General features: G+C 44.3%; 15 protein-coding genes. 4 read left to right on the top strand and 11 right to left on the bottom strand.

All coding sequences use genetic code 11. From position 1 onward, the window contains the following. Positions 1–120 precede the first annotated feature (120 nt). Positions 121–1,014: a ribokinase gene (locus tag AC0VYG_RS15655; RefSeq protein ID WP_475428885.1), complete on the top strand. Its 894-nt coding sequence runs from the start codon at positions 121–123 to the stop codon at positions 1,012–1,014. A gap of 56 nt (positions 1,015–1,070) precedes the next feature. Beyond that, entirely contained in the window at positions 1,071–2,012 is a 942-nt protein-coding gene (locus tag AC0VYG_RS15650; protein ID WP_475428884.1) for a nucleoside hydrolase, read from the top strand. A 181-nt stretch (positions 2,013–2,193) separates the two neighbouring features. Here AC0VYG_RS15650 and AC0VYG_RS15645 read toward each other — a convergent pair whose 3' ends face one another. Both AC0VYG_RS15645 and aptA read right to left on the bottom strand, forming a co-directional pair. Continuing rightward, the gene (locus AC0VYG_RS15645; RefSeq protein WP_475428883.1) at positions 2,194–2,511 is read right to left on the bottom strand and encodes a hypothetical protein; all 318 of its coding nucleotides are present in this window, start codon (positions 2,509–2,511) and stop codon (positions 2,194–2,196) included. Between the two features lie 165 nt (positions 2,512–2,676). Beyond that, entirely contained in the window at positions 2,677–4,014 is a 1,338-nt protein-coding gene (gene aptA / locus AC0VYG_RS15640; protein ID WP_475428882.1) for an omega-aminotransferase AptA, read from the bottom strand. A gap of 472 nt (positions 4,015–4,486) precedes the next feature. On the opposite strand from aptA, the gene cqsA reads away from it, so the two are divergent. Further along, entirely contained in the window at positions 4,487–5,716 is a 1,230-nt protein-coding gene (gene cqsA / locus AC0VYG_RS15635; RefSeq protein ID WP_475428881.1) for an alpha-hydroxyketone-type quorum-sensing autoinducer synthase, read from the top strand. 92 nt (positions 5,717–5,808) lie between these two features. On the opposite strand, the gene AC0VYG_RS15630 is transcribed toward cqsA, so the two are convergent. After that, positions 5,809–6,747 carry a response regulator transcription factor gene (locus AC0VYG_RS15630; protein WP_475428880.1) on the bottom strand — a complete coding sequence of 313 codons (939 nt, stop codon included), beginning with the start codon at positions 6,745–6,747 and terminating at the stop codon, positions 5,809–5,811. A 144-nt stretch (positions 6,748–6,891) separates the two neighbouring features. Between AC0VYG_RS15630 and AC0VYG_RS15625 the strand changes: the two genes are divergently transcribed. Next, complete coding sequence (locus AC0VYG_RS15625; RefSeq protein WP_475432512.1) at positions 6,892–8,103, top strand: IS256 family transposase; 1,212 nt, start codon at positions 6,892–6,894, stop codon at positions 8,101–8,103. 86 nt (positions 8,104–8,189) lie between these two features. Here AC0VYG_RS15625 and AC0VYG_RS15620 read toward each other — a convergent pair whose 3' ends face one another. The 8 genes from AC0VYG_RS15620 to rsxA all read right to left on the bottom strand — a co-directional run bounded on the left by AC0VYG_RS15620 (position 8,190) and on the right by rsxA (position 16,534). After that, entirely contained in the window at positions 8,190–9,506 is a 1,317-nt protein-coding gene (locus AC0VYG_RS15620; RefSeq protein WP_475428879.1) for a sensor histidine kinase, read from the bottom strand. Positions 9,507–9,726: 220 nt separating this feature from the next. Continuing rightward, a complete protein-coding gene (gene nth, locus AC0VYG_RS15615) occupies positions 9,727–10,362 on the bottom strand; it encodes an endonuclease III (protein WP_475428878.1) in 636 nt (211 codons plus the stop codon). A 109-nt stretch (positions 10,363–10,471) separates the two neighbouring features. Then, positions 10,472–11,239, bottom strand: a complete 768-nt coding sequence (locus AC0VYG_RS15610) for an electron transport complex subunit E (protein WP_475428877.1) — start codon at positions 11,237–11,239, stop codon at positions 10,472–10,474. Positions 11,240–11,247: 8 nt separating this feature from the next. After that, positions 11,248–11,862: an electron transport complex subunit RsxG gene (rsxG, locus tag AC0VYG_RS15605; protein ID WP_475428876.1), complete on the bottom strand. Its 615-nt coding sequence runs from the start codon at positions 11,860–11,862 to the stop codon at positions 11,248–11,250. Beyond that, entirely contained in the window at positions 11,863–12,921 is a 1,059-nt protein-coding gene (gene rsxD / locus AC0VYG_RS15600) for an electron transport complex subunit RsxD (protein ID WP_475428875.1), read from the bottom strand. 12 nt (positions 12,922–12,933) lie between these two features. Beyond that, a complete protein-coding gene (rsxC, locus tag AC0VYG_RS15595) occupies positions 12,934–15,348 on the bottom strand; it encodes an electron transport complex subunit RsxC (protein ID WP_475428874.1) in 2,415 nt (804 codons plus the stop codon). Then, positions 15,348–15,944 carry an electron transport complex subunit RsxB gene (gene rsxB / locus AC0VYG_RS15590; protein ID WP_475428873.1) on the bottom strand — a complete coding sequence of 199 codons (597 nt, stop codon included), beginning with the start codon at positions 15,942–15,944 and terminating at the stop codon, positions 15,348–15,350. The genes rsxC and rsxB overlap by 1 nt, the downstream gene beginning before the upstream one ends. A gap of 8 nt (positions 15,945–15,952) precedes the next feature. Next, positions 15,953–16,534, bottom strand: a complete 582-nt coding sequence (gene rsxA, locus AC0VYG_RS15585; RefSeq protein ID WP_067019603.1) for an electron transport complex subunit RsxA — start codon at positions 16,532–16,534, stop codon at positions 15,953–15,955. Between the last annotated feature and the right edge of the window lie 26 nt (positions 16,535–16,560).

Below are 16,560 nucleotides of genomic sequence, written 5' to 3'. Positions count from 1 at the left end.
GGTTGAATAGGGCGTTTTTTATTTTTGTACAGATGGTCAATAATTTTTTAAGCTTGCGTATAATGACTGAATGGTTATTTCTAGACCACTGAACGCTATTCATCCAGAAGGAAAGATTACATGGCAATTTATAATTTTGGTTCGATTAACCTCGACCACCTTTATCAACTGGATCACTTTGTGCGACCAGGTGAAACCATGGCATCGGACAGTTATCAATGTTTGCTTGGTGGCAAAGGGGCGAATCAGTCTGTTGCCTTGGCGAAAGCAGGGGCTGATGTCAAACACGTTGGTGCGGTTCATCAAAATGATGCGCAAATTTTGGATCAATTGTCTGACCTTGGGGTGAATACGGGGTTGATTGCTAAGCTGGATGTACCAACAGGTCACGCGATTATTCAACTGAATAAAGAGGCAGAAAATGCCATTATTTTATTTCAAGGCGCGAACCATGCATTGACAGAAGAACAGGTTGATCAAGTCTTAGCTCAGGCCTCATCTGAGGATTGGGTGTTGCTACAAAATGAGACAAACCTAATCCAATATATTATGCGTCAAGCACAAGCAAAAGGGCTGAAAGTTGCCTTTAATCCTGCGCCAATGGACGCTCAATTGGCGAAGGAAGTGCTGCCTTTTGTTGATCTTCTGATTGTTAATGAAGTAGAAGCAATGGACTTAATTGGCGTTAGTGATGTGGATGCGGCAATCGACGGTCTGCCGAAAGCTTACCCTGAGTTAGCAGTACTGATGACACTAGGGAAAGCCGGAGTACGCTATTTTAATCAGGATGAAAATCTATTTGTTGAAGCATTTTCTGTGAAAGCGGTGGATACAACCGCTGCGGGAGATACCTTTATCGGTTTTTGTCTATCGGCCCTAATGGATCAGTTGGGCATGAAAGAAGCGCTCACGCGCGCTTGTGCGGCGTCTGCTATTTGCGTCACAAGAATGGGGGCTTCAAGTGCCATTCCAAGTATTTCAGAAGTCGATGAGTTTTTAGCCGAACAAGCTTAGTTTGTCATGTCGATATGTTGGCAGACTAAATTCATATAAAAAAGAGGAAGTCGAATATGGCTCGTAAAATTATTATTGATACAGATCCTGGCATTGATGATGCTATGGCGATCTTTTTTGCATTCCAAGCGAAAGAATTGGATGTACTGGGGCTTACCACCACATTTGGTAATGTGCCTGTTGAGCTAGCAACGCAAAATGCCATCACTTTAACGGAAATTGCGAAAGTAGACATTCCCGTCGCTCAAGGGGTTGCAGTGCCATCCGTGATTGAGCCGCGTCCACACCCCGATTTTGTTCATGGTAAAGATGGTTTTGGTAACATTAATTGGCCTGCTCCCAAAGGTACTGCAGTTAAAGAAAGTGCTGCTCAGTTTATTATCGATACGGTTCGTCAGTACCCAGGTGAGGTAACCATTATTGCATTGGGGCCATTGGGTAATTTGGCCGCAGCGCTTAAGTTAGATCCAGAAGTTGCAGAGTTGGTGGACGAAGTCATTTTGATGGGGGGAGCCGCCATTGAATATGGTAACGTCTCGCCTGTTGCAGAAGCCAATATAATGAATGATCCCCATGCAGCAGATGTTGTATTTACCGCACCTTGGCAAGTGACAATGATTGGGTTAGATGTAACTCATCAAGTGTTGCTGGATAATACTATTCTTGAGCGTATAAAAGCAGCCAATCCTGAAGAGGGTGGATTCTTGTACGACTGTGCGCAACATTACATCAATTTCTACAGTAGTCGTTTTGGTGTGAATGGCTGTTATTTCCATGATGCCTCTACGATTGCTTATGCCATGGACCCCAGTATCTTTGGTGTGGAATTAGGGGCGGTACGCGTTGCTTGTGAAGGAATTGGCATTGGTCAGACGATTTTTGCACCACAAGGTATGGATTTTCCTGAACCCCATTGGAATGATGTGCCGATGACGCAAGTTTGTATGGAAGTTGACAGTGAGAAGTTGTTGAAACTGTTTGAGACAACCTTGTCCTAAGTTGTCAAATCTTGTTATATGAAAGTACTAGGCATGATGCTCGCCCCATGCCTAGTCTTTGATTGCTTTTATAATCGTTGTAGCAAAGAGCTAGAAGAAAAAGTATTAGGATAAGATGCGAGCGTTTCATGTCTTATCGAGATTATGAATGTAGAGTAGATGCGATGTGATAACGATTGGACTAAGAGTTATCTTCAATAAAGGTTTTTATATACGCTAGGTCTTTGGGAGCTATTTTGTGAAAACTGAGCCGGATGTAGTGCTTATTATGTTCATTTAACACATCCACCAAGGGCACACAAAGTGCTTTTATGAGAGCTGTTTTGCCTTCATGGATGGCGTTTAGCTCCAGCTTTACCAGTTTCGAACCTTGAGAACCATAGGGAGCCTCCACCTCTATTTGTTGAGAGGAAATGTGAGTACAGTGAACGGACATCACCATGCCATTGGTTAAATAGAGTCTTCCAGCCCAAAAACATCTTATGTATGGTGCTTTCATTTTTTTTCTCTTGTGCTTTTACGAAAGTTTACGCTGATAGCGTATTATAGGGAAAACACATCCTACGACCAGTGTTCAATCTAGGTATTTTTATGAAATAAAAAAATCCGAACGGTTATCCCGCTCGGATTGTTTGATTTCGTTTTATTATTAAGAGTAAATTGATTAATGTTGTTCCTTTAGGGTGTCTCCTAACGCATTGATCAAACTATCAATTTCCGATTTTTCTGTGGTAAACGGCGGTGCTAGCTGGATAGTATCGGCCCCATAGCGCACATAATAGCCTTTCTCCCACATGCGCATAGCAATTTGAAACGGTCGCTTAGCGGGTTCGCCATCGATATGGGCAATGCTCATTCCTGCAGCAAAGCCATAGTTTCGAATATCGGTAATAAGTGGGCTAGCCGCTTTTAATTGATGGACACATTCCTCCAAAACAGGGCTCATTTCTTTCACCCGATCAATCAGGTTTTGTTGTGTGATTGCTTCGAGAGAAGCCAAACCAGCGGCACACGCAATAGGGTGGGCTGAGTAAGTATAGCCATGGGGGACTTCTAACATATAATCAGCGCCACCCGTCTCCATAAAGGTGTCATAAATTTCCTGCTTGAACGCCACGGCCCCCATCGGAATGGCACCGTTAGTGACTTGCTTGGCTAGAGTAATAACATCGGGTGTGACCCCAAAAGCTTCTGCCCCCGTTTTTGCGCCCATGCGGCCAAAACCAGTAATGACCTCGTCGAAAATTAATAGAATATCGTGTTCATCACAAATTTGACGAAGACGTTGGAGATAACCAACTGGAGGAATAATCACACCACCGGAGCCTGACATAGGCTCAACGATCACGGCGGCAATATTGGAGGCATCGTGCATATTAATCAAGTTAAGCAACTCTTCGGCGCGCTCTTTGCCTTTCTCAGGCATGCCTTTTGAGAATTCCGTACCAGGTACTTGCGTATGGGGTAAATGATAAGACTCAAGACCTTGCCCATATAAAGTACGATTGGCAGGAATACCTCCCACACTAAAGCCTGAAACCCCTGCGCCATGGTAGCCCTTAGCACGACCAATAAATTTGGTTTTTGTGCCTTTGCCTTTTTTTCGCCAATAAGCGCGAGCAATTTTCAATGCCGTATCCACAGACTCAGAACCAGAGCCAGTAAAAAAGATACGGTTGAGTGGTGCAGGCATAAACTGCGTTATTTTCTCAGCCAATAAAAAGGACTTTTCATGGCCAAATTGAAAGGCAGGGGAGTAATCCAGTGTTTTTATCTGTTTCGCGACGGCTTCGTTAATAGAAGGGACGCTGTGCCCTAAACCACATGTCCATAAACCAGAGAGCCCATCAAAGATTTTTCGGCCGTCGATATCCGTGTAATAACGACCTTCGGCTGAGGCGATGATGCGAGGATCTTGTTTGAATTGTCTGTTGCCCGTGTAGGCCATCCAGTGGGCATCTAACTGAGCTTGGGTAAGTTTGGTTTTTGCGATCTGGCTCATAAAGGTGGGTCTCTCTCATCATGAATGTGTATAAGAGAAGCATGATCCGAGAATAATGTTTAATAAATTCAATCTTAATTAATTATAGTTTAGTAATTATTAAACAATGAGCCGCTTTTCTCTTGGTATGTCTTTCAGCTTTGTCAGGTTTCATTACTTTTCGTTACTAGATAACGGATTACAATGAATTGTTGTCCCTATTGTATGGGGATGGCAATGGCTCTCAAAAAATTGAAAAGCTGCATGCGAGGAGCATTGGTCAGTTTTAGCAAATTTTTATTGTGGCCTGTCACCAATAAGGACCAAGGAGGAGGGTTAAGCTTATGTTCTATTTGTGTATGGTGATAACACTTTTTCCTTATCTTACTAAGACGCGCTGACAAAGGTTTGATGGCTGGTCTTCCTGTTCGTTGGCTCTTTTCTCTTTTTTGAGTTTTTCAAGTATGCCGCTTTTGGCATGAGGAGAAAAGTAATGACAAACAATATCAAAAACTACCCTAATTATTTAGCTGAAAAAATAAATGCTCATTTGAAAAGACGTGATCATTTGGGAGGGAGAAATCTTTTACATGGTCTTAACCCAACAGTAAGCTCGATTAAATTGATTAGTAATGATTATCTCGCTTTAGCTAATCATCCTGAGATTATCGCAGCGCAAAGAAGTGTACTGGATATGGATATTCCCGAGAATCTAATTCTTATGTCTTCTGCCTTTATGTTTGGAGATAGCCCACAGCTCCAATTTGAGCAGCGTATGGCCGATTTTATGGGGGCTGAAGAAACGGTGTTGTGTCAATCTGGATATAACGCTAACGTAGGCTTGATTCAGGCTGCTGTTGAAGATACTCACACCCCTATCTATATCGATATGATGGCGCATATGTCTCTATGGGATGGTGCGAAATTTAGTAAATCTCCTGTCTATCCATTTCGTCATAATAATATAGATCATCTTATATCATTGATTGATCGCCATGGATCCGGTTTGGTCATTGTCGATTCGGTATACAGTACTAATGGTAGCGTTTGCCCTTTAAAAAAATTAGTGGAGGCGGCTTACGACAAGGGCTGTATATTGCTGGTTGATGAGTCTCATTCCTTAGGGAGTCATGGGCCTCAGGGGCGAGGTATGGTTGTTGATTATGGCTTGCAAGATAAGGTGATGTTCCGAACTGCCAGTTTGGCTAAAGCCTTTGCAGGCCGCGCAGGTATTGTTACCTGTCCAAAAGGTTTTGCTGATTACTTTAAATGTACGGCTAATCCATCCATTTTTAGTTCTGCCCTCATGCCTTATGAGATTGCAGGATTGAACACTACCTTGAATTTGATTATCAAGGCTGATAAACGACGTGAGAAACTGCACCGTAATGCGGAGTATTTGAGAGAGGGTCTAAATCGGTTAGGCTACAATGTAATGGATTCACAATCGCAAATTATTGCGCTTGAATCTGGAACAGAAAGGCAAACTATGGTGCTAAAGGATGCATTAGAGTCGAGGGATGTGTTTGGATCGGTGTTTTGTGCGCCAGCAACGGCTAAAAACCGAGCCTTAATACGTTTATCCGTCAATGCGAGTCTGACAGAGAGCCAATTAGGCTATGTTGTTAAGGTGTTTGGAGACATTAGGGGGGAGGTTGAGTTTACCAAGTGGCGTTCAACCCAAAAATTATCGTTGCATTCTCAACAGGCCTCAGTTGCTTGATCCTAAATTCTGAGCTTTGATGCTCTATATAGGATTGAGTCTGGCTCAAGCCTTTTCTTCGAGGGTTATAACTTTAACCCTCGAAGAACTTCCTAACTGAAGGAGTTTGTCGTTGCACCGTTTTGTTGATGTTGCAGGGAAGGCTCGGATTGAGTGTTTTTTGTATGAGGTGTATATGGTGTTTGGATAAAAGCAGCTAGGTAGAGTTTCTCTCCATGAATCTTGGTACTCGGATAGAAGTACTTCTGCCAGTTTGTTTCTAGGCTGGGATGATAAAAACCGTCTAAACTAGGGAAGAAGGGAAGGCTAGATTGTTTGTCAAGTGCTTCCAATAAAGCTACTGGCGCTCCGGCATCTGCGGCTACATCCTTATGGGCTTTAATATCATCTTGGTTTAGTAACAATAGTCTGTGGCTTTTCCCATTATTATCCAGCATTAAAAAGTCTAATGACGCTGGGCTGAATTCGGTTCTTAAATGATATTCTGCTATCTTTTGCTGTTCAATAAGAGCAAAGAAGTATCCTACTATGGCTGGGTCATCAATTAAAGGGCTAGTGAGTTTTAAGCCTTCTCTGACTACTCGTGTCATGTCGCTAAAATAGGTTTGTTGGTAACGCTGAATCAGTTCATTGATTTGAGGCAGGATATCTTGAGTACTTTTTTTAATGTAGTAATCAATAACCTTGTTATTTAACGCTTCAATGGCGATGTGTTCATCCGCAACACCTGTGAGGAGTATTTTTTTGACATAGGGGTTATCAATCGCGTTGCAGACATCCAAACCATTGTAATCAGAGCCCGGCATGGCATAGTCAGTGATTAGCACAGAAGGTTCCGAAAAACGCTGATGGTCAAGTCTCATATCTAGAAAGGATTTGGTATCAAACTTGTAATGGTAAGATGAGTCGTTATTAGCCCAAAGGCTATCTTGCTTAAGTAGGGAATGGTACTGAGTATGATCGTTAATATAGTCAATCGCTTTTCGAGGATCAGAAAAGGTTTGATAAGCGATGTTTGATTCTAGCGCCAAAGGGATACTGTCTAAAAACGGCTGGTGATCATCCAGAAACACCACAGTAGTTGGATGGTAGTAGGCGTTAAGAGACTGTAACTAATTTTGTGTAACTGCCTACCACAACATATTCTATTAAGAATTAAGGATAGGTAGATGCAAATGAACAAAAAAGAACTTGAAGCGTTCGCAAAAGAAGCCGCCAAGGGAATTAAAACGCCTGAGGATCTCAACGAATTTAGCCAAATGCTGAAGAAGATTACCGTTGAAGCGGCATTGAATGCAGAAATGGATGACCATCTGGGTTACGAGAGACATCAAAAGTCCACCTCAACCAATAGTCGTAATGGCAAGAATAGCAAGCGTATTAAGACGGAAGATGGTGAGTTTGAACTGGATACGCCTCGTGACCGAGAAGGCTCTTTTGAACCCAAGCTGGTCAAAAAACACCAATCCCGATTCACTTCTATGGACGATAAAATCCTGTGGCTCTATGCGCAAGGCATGAGTACCCGAGACATCGTCAATGCCTTCGATGAATGGTATGGTGCCGAGATATCTCCAACACTGGTATCACGCGTTACCAATGCGGTCATTGAGCAAGTGACTGAATGGCAAGCACGCCCTTTGGATGCCATCTACCCCATTGTGTATCTTGATTGTATTGTGTTGAAAATCCGCCAAGATAAACGCGTCATCAATAAATCGATCTTCTTGGCACTCGGTATCAACACTGAAGGTCATAAAGAACTCATGGGCATGTGGATTGCGGAGAACGAAGGTGCGAAGTTCTGGCTCAACGTCCTCACTGAGCTTCAGCAGCGCGGCGTAGAAGATATTCTCATCGCTTGTGTTGATGGTCTAAAAGGCTTCCCAGAAGCCATCAATGCTGTTTTCCCACAAACTAACATCCAACTGTGCATCGTACACATGGTACGCAACTCATTGAAATATGTATCATGGAAAGACTATAAAGCAGTGACGGCGGATTTAAAGCAAGTTTACCGCTCCGCAACGGAAGAAGAAGCCTTGCTAGAGTTAGATCGTTTCGGCGACATCTGGGACGATCAATACCCGCAAATTACCAAATCATGGCGCAATCACTGGCATCACCTCAATACGTTGTTTAATTACCCTGACGATATCCGAAAAGCGATCTACACAACGAATGCGATTGAGTCCCTGAACAGTGTTATCCGTAGAGCCATTAAAAAACGTAAAGTCTTCCCAAGCGATGATTCTGCGAGGAAAATGGTATACCTTGCCATTAAAGAAGCCAGTAAGAAATGGACGATGCCAATTCAGAACTGGCGCCAAGCAATGAGTCGATTTATTATTGAGTTCGAGGAGCGTCTCGAAAAGCACCTTAACTAAATGGCAGTTACACAGAATCTGTTACAGGGTCGGCGTTAATCATTTTTAGTTTAGGTATAAGCATCATCAAAATTCCATCTTTTCAGTCACTGTTGTTTTATTGTTTGAGGAAAACTAAGCACGAACTCCGTGTACTCCCCAAACTCAGAATTACACTTTATATCGGCATTAAAGCTTGCTAATACTTTTTTGCAAAATGCTAGACCTATACCTGTCCCTGCTCCCTTATCCATATTACCGGATGAATAAAAGTTCTCAAAAATAGACGCTCTATCTTGCAATGGGATTCCCCTGCCATTGTCTCTAAAATAAACGTTGTTTACGTTACCAATTTTGTCCAAGGCTATCTCAATTCTGGCCTCTTGAGTGCTATTTGTAAATACTAAAGCATTTTTGATTAGGTTAAAAATAACATGCATCATAAGTATGTCTGAGCCCAAAAACTGAAAATCCTCATTCAGACTTACCTTTACTATCTCACGTTCTCTATTGGAATCAAAAGGATAACGAGTAATTGCTTGCCTGATGATGTCTGCCATAGAAAAATAGTTGAATTCTTTGGTGTTTATTTTAGGCTTCCCCAAATTCATCAAGAGCATGTCAATTACAGTATTGGAATGTCTGACTTCATTTTCGATTTGTGTGATTGAACGTTCTAGTGTTCTAAATATGTCAGGTCTGATTGGGGTAGCGATTAGGTTATTTGCCTTTGCTAGCTCATAGGCGTGCAATAAGGTTGGTAGGTTTTTATTGAGGCCATAAGCATGGTTTTGAATGGTTATCAATGGTGTTCTCAGCTCATGAGAAATTTCCGCACCTATTGAGGCTAGAACTTTAAGTTTTTCTTGCTTCAAGCGATAGGGATAATAGAACATGATGCTAGTCGCAACGATCGAAAAAATGTAAATGGGCAGTTGGGCAGGATAATGACTAAATATCGTATTGTCTACGGTTAATGCATAGGTCAATAAGGCGAAAAATAGACCGATAATGAACATAGTTGTGAACAGTATCCAGTTGTAGGATGCTAACACTAGTAAAGTTAACCCACCTACTGTAGACATCCCCCAGACCGTGTTACCGTTATTCATAAGGAGCATATAGATAAAGAAGAAGGGTAAGGCATACGTCATCCCGACTAGCCAATAAAGGTTAATATATGGTCTCAACCAGCTTGGCCAAAATTTTAGTAGTGCTAGCCCCAGAAACAGAAGACTACCGATGAGACGTAAAGTTAGATTTTCATAGGGTTGTGGGAAGATATACGTCCACACCAAATAGTAAAATGGGAAGCCAACGAGTCCAATTATGCCAATATTAAAGGCGTAGGGCAGAAAGTATTCGGTACTCTCGGAAAGAGATCGACTGATATGACCACATACATAATCAAGCCACATTTTCATGGACTGCACTCTTACTCCTCCTTGAAAACTAGCCAGTAAATCACTTCGAGGCTGCATGCGTTATTGCATCGTATTTCGGGTATACACAATTATTCTTCGACTATAATACTCATAGTGTACCTTTTATGCTATTACAGTCGAGAGACTAAAACAATGACCTGATTGTGTGCGTTGTATCTAAAGATATTTGGTATGATGGGACTGCTAAAAAGTACTCGAATTAATGGCTAGTTTTCTCTTTGAACTCACATAAGTCTTCAATGATGCAGGCGGTGCATTTAGGCTTGCGTGCCACGCAGATGTAGCGTCCATGAAGGATCATCCAGTGGTGGGCATCCAATAAAAACTCTTTTGGGACAAACTTCAGGAGTTTTTGTTCTACTTCAAGCACGTTTTTCCCAGGGGCGACCTTGGTGCGGTTGGCAAAACGGAAGATATGAGTATCCACTGCCATAGCAATTTGTCGGAAGGCAGTATTAAGGACCACATTCGCGGTCTTTCGGCCCACGCCTGGTAAGGCTTCTAGTTCTTCGCGTGTGTCTGGAACTACGCTATTGTGCTTTTCGACAAGTATTTGGCAGGTTTTGATGGCATTTTCTGCTTTGGCGTTAAATAAGCCAATGGTTTTAATATAGCTTTTTAAACCATCAACCCCCAGTGCAAGCATGCTTTCAGGGGTGTTAGCGACGGGAAATAGCTTTCTGGTCGCTTTGTTGACGCTTACATCGGTGGCTTGCGCGGAAAACAACACTGCAATCAGTAACTCGAATGGCGAATTGTATTCTAGTTCTGTCGCTGGGTTTGGGTTCTCCGCACGAAGGCGATCGAAAATTTCATAACGTTTTTCTTTATTCACGGTTTGTCTCTTAAATTGGCATCAAAGCTGTTTTTATGACTACTGATCTTATCATTAATGCTGTTTTTGCCAATGATATTGTATTGATTCCCTTGCTATTTATATGAGGTTAAGACGCAGCTTGACCGGTCACTCGAACGCGCTTAGTGGTAACAGGAGTTTGTGTTGACTTTTGTTCGGCAAGGCGCTTTTTCTGACGTTCATCCAAGTAATTTTTCATGGCAATTAAAATGCCTAGGCCAATAAAGGCCCCAGGAGGTAACAGGGCAAAGAGCACATTAGGGTAGTCATGAAAGACAACGATTTTCCAATGAGCGGCGCTGCTACCGAAGAGTAGTTGCATATTGGAGAATAGGGTACCTTGACCAATTAACTCACGCATCCCACCAAGGACGATCAATATTGAGGTAAAACCGAGCCCCATCATCATGCCGTCTAGAATGGAGGGGAGCACAGGGTTTCGGCTGGCAAATGAGTCGGCACGGCCAAGAATAACGCAGTTGGTTACAATCAAAGGGATAAAGATACCGAGAATCTGATACAGCTCGTAGGTATAAGCTTGCATGATCATCTGAATACAAGTGGTGAAAGAGGCAATGATCATCACGAAAGCGGGTAGTCGAACCGCATCAGTGACATAATTGCGAATCAATGACACGGCCATATTCGAACCCATTAATACGGCGGTTGTCGCAAGGCCAAGACCAAGGGCATTCACTACAGTGCTGGTGACCGCTAGCATTGGACACAACCCTAGAAGTTGGACCAAGGCGGGGTTATTTTTCCACAGGCCGTTGTAGATGATCTCAGTGTAATTTGCGCTTGGTTTATTGTCTGGTGTGGCGTCACTGGTTAAGATTTGCTCGTCTGCACTCATGCCTTTTCCTAACGCGCTAATAGCGAGTCTTTGTGTTGTTTAAAATAGATCAAAGTGTTTTTAATGCCGCGAACCACTGCTCGTGGTGTGATAGTGGCGCCAGTAAACTGATCAAAATCACCGCCGTCTTTCTTGACTTTCCAGCCAGCTAACCCCGGATTACCCAAAGAGTGGCCATTAAAGCTCAAGATCCAGTTAGACTTTTTAATATCCACTTTGTCGCCAAGGCCAGGGGTTTCGTTTTGGCTAATGACTCGAGCTCCGGTCACAATACCGTTTCTGTCTACTGATACTAACAATCCAAGAGGGCCATTATAGCCACCAGGGGCGACGGTTTCGAATATAATGGCGCTGACTTGGCCATTTTTTCGAGCAATATGAATTTTGACTGGGGCCCCACCTAACAGTTTGCTCGCTGGCAGTATAGCGGTGTCCTTGGTGAGATCGTTGTCATAGCGGTTAGCGGGTAAAATATCGTTAAATGCGGCAATCTGCGCTTTTAACACATTATTGGCGATGGTGTCTTTGGTCACCACGTGAATGGTGGCGATCAAGCCTGCAGTGAGAATGGCAAAAATGCCCAAACCAATACTGTTACGACGTATAGAGGCAATTAAGTCCACTTAGTTATCCTCTTTAATGGTTAGGCCCTTTTTGGCTTTCTTATGGCCATAGGTGCGAGGTTGCGTGTAGTAGTCAATCAAAGGGGCAGCGAAGTTCATCAGCAATACACCAAAGGCTACACCATCTGGATAACCGCCCCATGTACGGATAATATAGATTAAAATGCCGATTCCGGTCCCATAGACCAATTTTCCTCGGTTACTGGTGCAGGACGTCACGGGATCGGTGGCGATGAAGAAAGCACCAAACATGGTGGCCCCCGTGGTTAGGTGAAACCAAGGCGTCGCCGCATGATTGGGGTCAATCAAGTAAAAAATCCCTGCGATGATAGCTAAAGAGGAAAGCACCGCCACTGGTGTATGCCAAGTAATGATGCGTAATGCCAAAAGTATTACACCGCCCAATAGATAGGCGCCGTTAATGAATAACCAGCTGTGCAGGTTGGCACTTTTCAATGAGGTGATGCTGTTAAACGCAGCGGCGCTAGAGAGGCTATCTTTATGTTTGAACCCATCCAATGGTGTTGCCATAGTGTAAGAATCAATGCTGGGTAAATGGTGGAAGATAGCTTGCAGGCTCTGTGACAGGGACATCATCGAACCGGATGATACCATATCGGAAGCACCCACCCATTGGGTCATAGGAACAGGAAACGATACCAGGACAATGGCATAACCTACCATCGCAGGATTAAATGGGTTATTCCCTAAACCGCCATAGAGCTGTTTCGCAAAAATCACCGCAAAGGCCACGGCTGTAACCGTCACCCACCAAGGCACACTAGGGGGTAAGGCAATGCCAAGCAGGACAGCAGTCAGTAGGGCACTATAGTCTTTTAAATAGAATGCAACAGAGCGACGACGCATCGATAAAACCGCCGCCTCAGAAAGCAGTGCGGTGATGGCAGCGATAGTAAGGTTGATTAGGGTGCCCCAGCCAAATAGCCAGGATTGCACGGCGATACCGGGTATCGTTGCCAAAATAACCATGAGCATCACCCAAGAAGTGCGACGCCCAGCCCGTTGTGTGTGTGGAGAGGTAATCCTCAATAGTGCCATTTAACCATTCTCTTACATAGTGTCTTGCGATTGCGAGAGTTGTGCCAACAGTGCATCGGCTTCTTGCTGCCTTTTTTCGGCTGCGGCAATCTCTTGTTGGATACTCTCCGCTTGATCTGGCTCGGCGGCGAGGCGTTTTTTCAGTTTGTTAATAGCCGCTTTGGCCATAGCAGAGGCAATTTTTTGCTTTTTAATTTGCTCTTTTTTGGCGGCACTCTCATCCGTTGACGCGCTTGATTTTGTCGCCTCTGTTGCTGGGGACTGAGTCTGTGGATTTGATAAAGCCTTTTCTAAACTGTCCGCTCTTTGCTGTGCTTCCAATAATTGCTGACGTAAGGTGTCTGCCTCCGGTGCTTTCAGCTCTTCTGCTTTTTTGAGAGCTTTTTCGACTTTTTTTACGGCCGCCTTGGCAATGGCTAAGTCGATTTTTGCTTTTTTGAGGTCATCATTGACTGTGGGTTTAGATGACGCTTTTTGTGGTGTGTCTGTCTTCTGGGCAGCTGTCGACGGAGTCTGTCTATCAAGCTGTGATTGTGCTTGCACGAGGCCTTTTTCGAGTTCGCTAACGTTTGCTTTTAGTTCGTTATCGTCGGGAGATTCCGCTAGCTGCTTTTGCGCCTTTTTCAGTTTAGCACCGATCAACGCGACGTCGATCTTCGCTTTTTTCAGTTCCTCATTAACAGGAGCTGGTGCGGCCTTAGTAGACTTTTCCGCAGGTGTCGTTGCCATTTTCTCAAGCTGTTGTTCAAGCAAGCTAAGGGTCTTTTCTTGTTCAGTGACTTGTAACTGTAAATGATTAATTTCTTCTACATGTTCATTTTCTTGAGCTTCAACTAATTGTTTCTGAAGCTTTTTCAGTTTGTTCTTCGCAAGCGCGATATCCACCTTAAGTTTCTTGCTTTCATCTGGGATGGCCGTTTTTGTCTCTGCTGCTGGTGGCGTTGCTTTCTTGGTTTCTGTCGCCTTACCTTCTGTCTTCTGGGCGGAGGCTTTTTGGCGTGCTAGACGTTTCGCTTCTTTTTCTGCCGCTTCGGCTTCTTGACGTGCTTTTCTCGCTTCAAAACGTTGTTTAGCGAGATCCGATTTCACGGCGGCTTCCCGTGCTTCGCGAATGCTGCTTTTGGTATGTCGGTAATACTGTACAAGTGGAATGCTACTTGGGCAGACGTAAGAACAAGCGCCACATTCGATGCAATCAAACAAATTATAATGTTCGGCCTTTTCAAACTCTTGGCTCTTGCTGAACCATAAAAGCTGCTGAGGTAACAGGCTGGCAGGACAGGCTTGTTCACACATGCCGCAGCGAATACAGGCTTGCTCTGGTGCGGGGGCGGGCAGCTCTTTTTTGCTTGCCGCTAAAATACAGTTGCTGGTTTTGACGATGGGGGCATCGATAGAGTTTAGTGTGAAGCCCATCATCGGGCCGCCCATGACCAAGCGACTGATTTTTTTGTGGGTTGCCTGAGCATAATCCAGTAGATGCTTAACTGGTGTGCCAAGCAATACCTCGACATTTTGTGGAGCCTTGAGTGCATCCCCAGTCAAGGTAGTAAAGCGAGTGATTAAGGGTTGGCCTAAATAAATAGCGTCATGTACCGCTACGCAGGTACCGACGTTTTGGCATAAAATACCAATATCAGCTGGGTGTTGACCACTGGGCACTTCCTTGCCTGTGAGCAACTGGATCAATTGCTTTTCGCCACCGGATGGGTATTTGGTCGGCACAACGGCAACTTGGATCGTGCTATTGTGTTGCGCTAGAGCATTGTTAAGTGCGGCAATCGCTTGTGGTTTATTGTCTTCGATGCCGATGATGACTTGGTCTGCTTCAACGAGATGTTGTAGTACTTCGATACCAAGCACTAACTGTTCGGCTTTTTCACGAATTAGCATGTCGTCAGCGGTGATGTAGGGCTCACACTCTGCTGCATTGATAATAAAGTGGGTTAGCGGGTGCTTGTGTGCCCCCTGTAGTTTCACTTGTGTTGGAAAACCAGCGCCTCCCATACCAACGATGCCCATTTCAGCAAGGTAGGACAAGACATCTGTCTTGCTTATCCTACGCCAGTCGTTAAGAGGTTTGCGCTCTGTCCAGCTATCGTCCCCGTCAGGCTCAATCACGATGCAAAGGTCGCTTAATCCCGAAGGGTGCGCAATGACGCGCTCTTCAATGGCGGTAATGGTACCTGAGGTGGGAGCGTGTAAAAAACTGCTTAAAAAACCGTTGTTAATGGCAATGGCTTGGCCTTTTAGAACCTGCTCGCCTTGGCTGACTAGCGGACGAGAACTTTGGCCAATGTGTTGACTCAGAGGGAGTATCAACTCCTTCGGCAAGCTTGGGTGGCCAAGAGGTAATGTCAGTGATTGAGCTTTGTTTTCTGGCGGATGAATACCACCATGAAAAGAGAAGATGTTGGTCGTTTGCATTAGTGTGCCACCTCCGCTTTGCGATCCGTGGCAATGATGTTCATTGAGGTTGCTGCGATACCTTGAGGTTTGTCCCAAGACCAGGTTTTTGATGTCACGCCGACTTCTACCATATCAATACAATCTACAGGGCAAGGATCAACACATAAGTCGCACCCTGTACATTCATCAGAAATGACGGTGTGCATTTGTTTTGCAGCACCAAGAATGGCATCTACTGGGCAGGCTTGAATACACTTAGTGCAGCCAATACATTCGTCTTCACGAATAACCGCTACGCGCTTGGCGGTTTCTGTGCCGTGGTCACCATCGAGGGGAATTGCTTCTACGTCGAGTAAATCGGCGAGGGCTTGAATCGTCGCCTGTCCACCGGGCGGGCAGTGGTTTATTGCTTCTCCGTTGGCGATGGCTTCCGCGTATGGGCGGCAACCAGGATGACCACATTGGCCACATTGTGTTTGTGGCAAGATGGCATCAATTTGATCGACAATAGGGTCGCCTTCTACATGAAAGCGAACGCTAGCATAGCCAAGAATGGCGCCAAATACTAAGGAAAGGGCCAGTAGAATTCCCACGGCAAGCAGAATGGTCAACATAATGGCTCCTAGATTTGCACCAGACCGGTGAATCCCATAAAAGCAAGGGCCATCAGTCCTGCTGTGATCATACCGATGGCTGAGCCTTTAAAGACGCTGGGAACATCGGCGACATTAATCCGCTCACGCATGGCTGAAAACAGAATAAGGACGAAAGAAAAGCCAACCGCCGCCCCGAAACCATATAAGATGGATTCGACAAAGTTGTTTTGCTTGCTGGTATTTTGCAGAGCGACACCTAATACCGCGCAGTTTGTTGTAATCAGCGGTAAGAAGATCCCTAATACGCGATATAGTAATGGACTGGTTTTGTGTACGACCATCTCGGTAAACTGGACAACAACAGCAATCACTAAAATAAAGGCAATGGTTTTAAGGTACTCTAGCCCAAACGGCTGAAGTATGTATTCGAACGTGAGATAGCTGCAAAGACTGGAAAGAGTCAAGACAAACGTAGTGGCCATCGCCATACCAATGGATGTTTCCAGTTTGCCAGAAACCCCCATAAATGGGCAAAGTCCCAAAAATTGAACCAATACAAAGTTGTTAACTAGTATGGTACTGACCAGTATCAACAGATAATCAGTCATCTCATGTCCAAATAAATATGCTGTGA

The organism is Marinomonas sp. 63XJN7_7_ISO-PGPR-S23-202, assembly GCF_056173505.1.
This window is presented reverse-complemented; position numbering and strand designations above follow the sequence as displayed.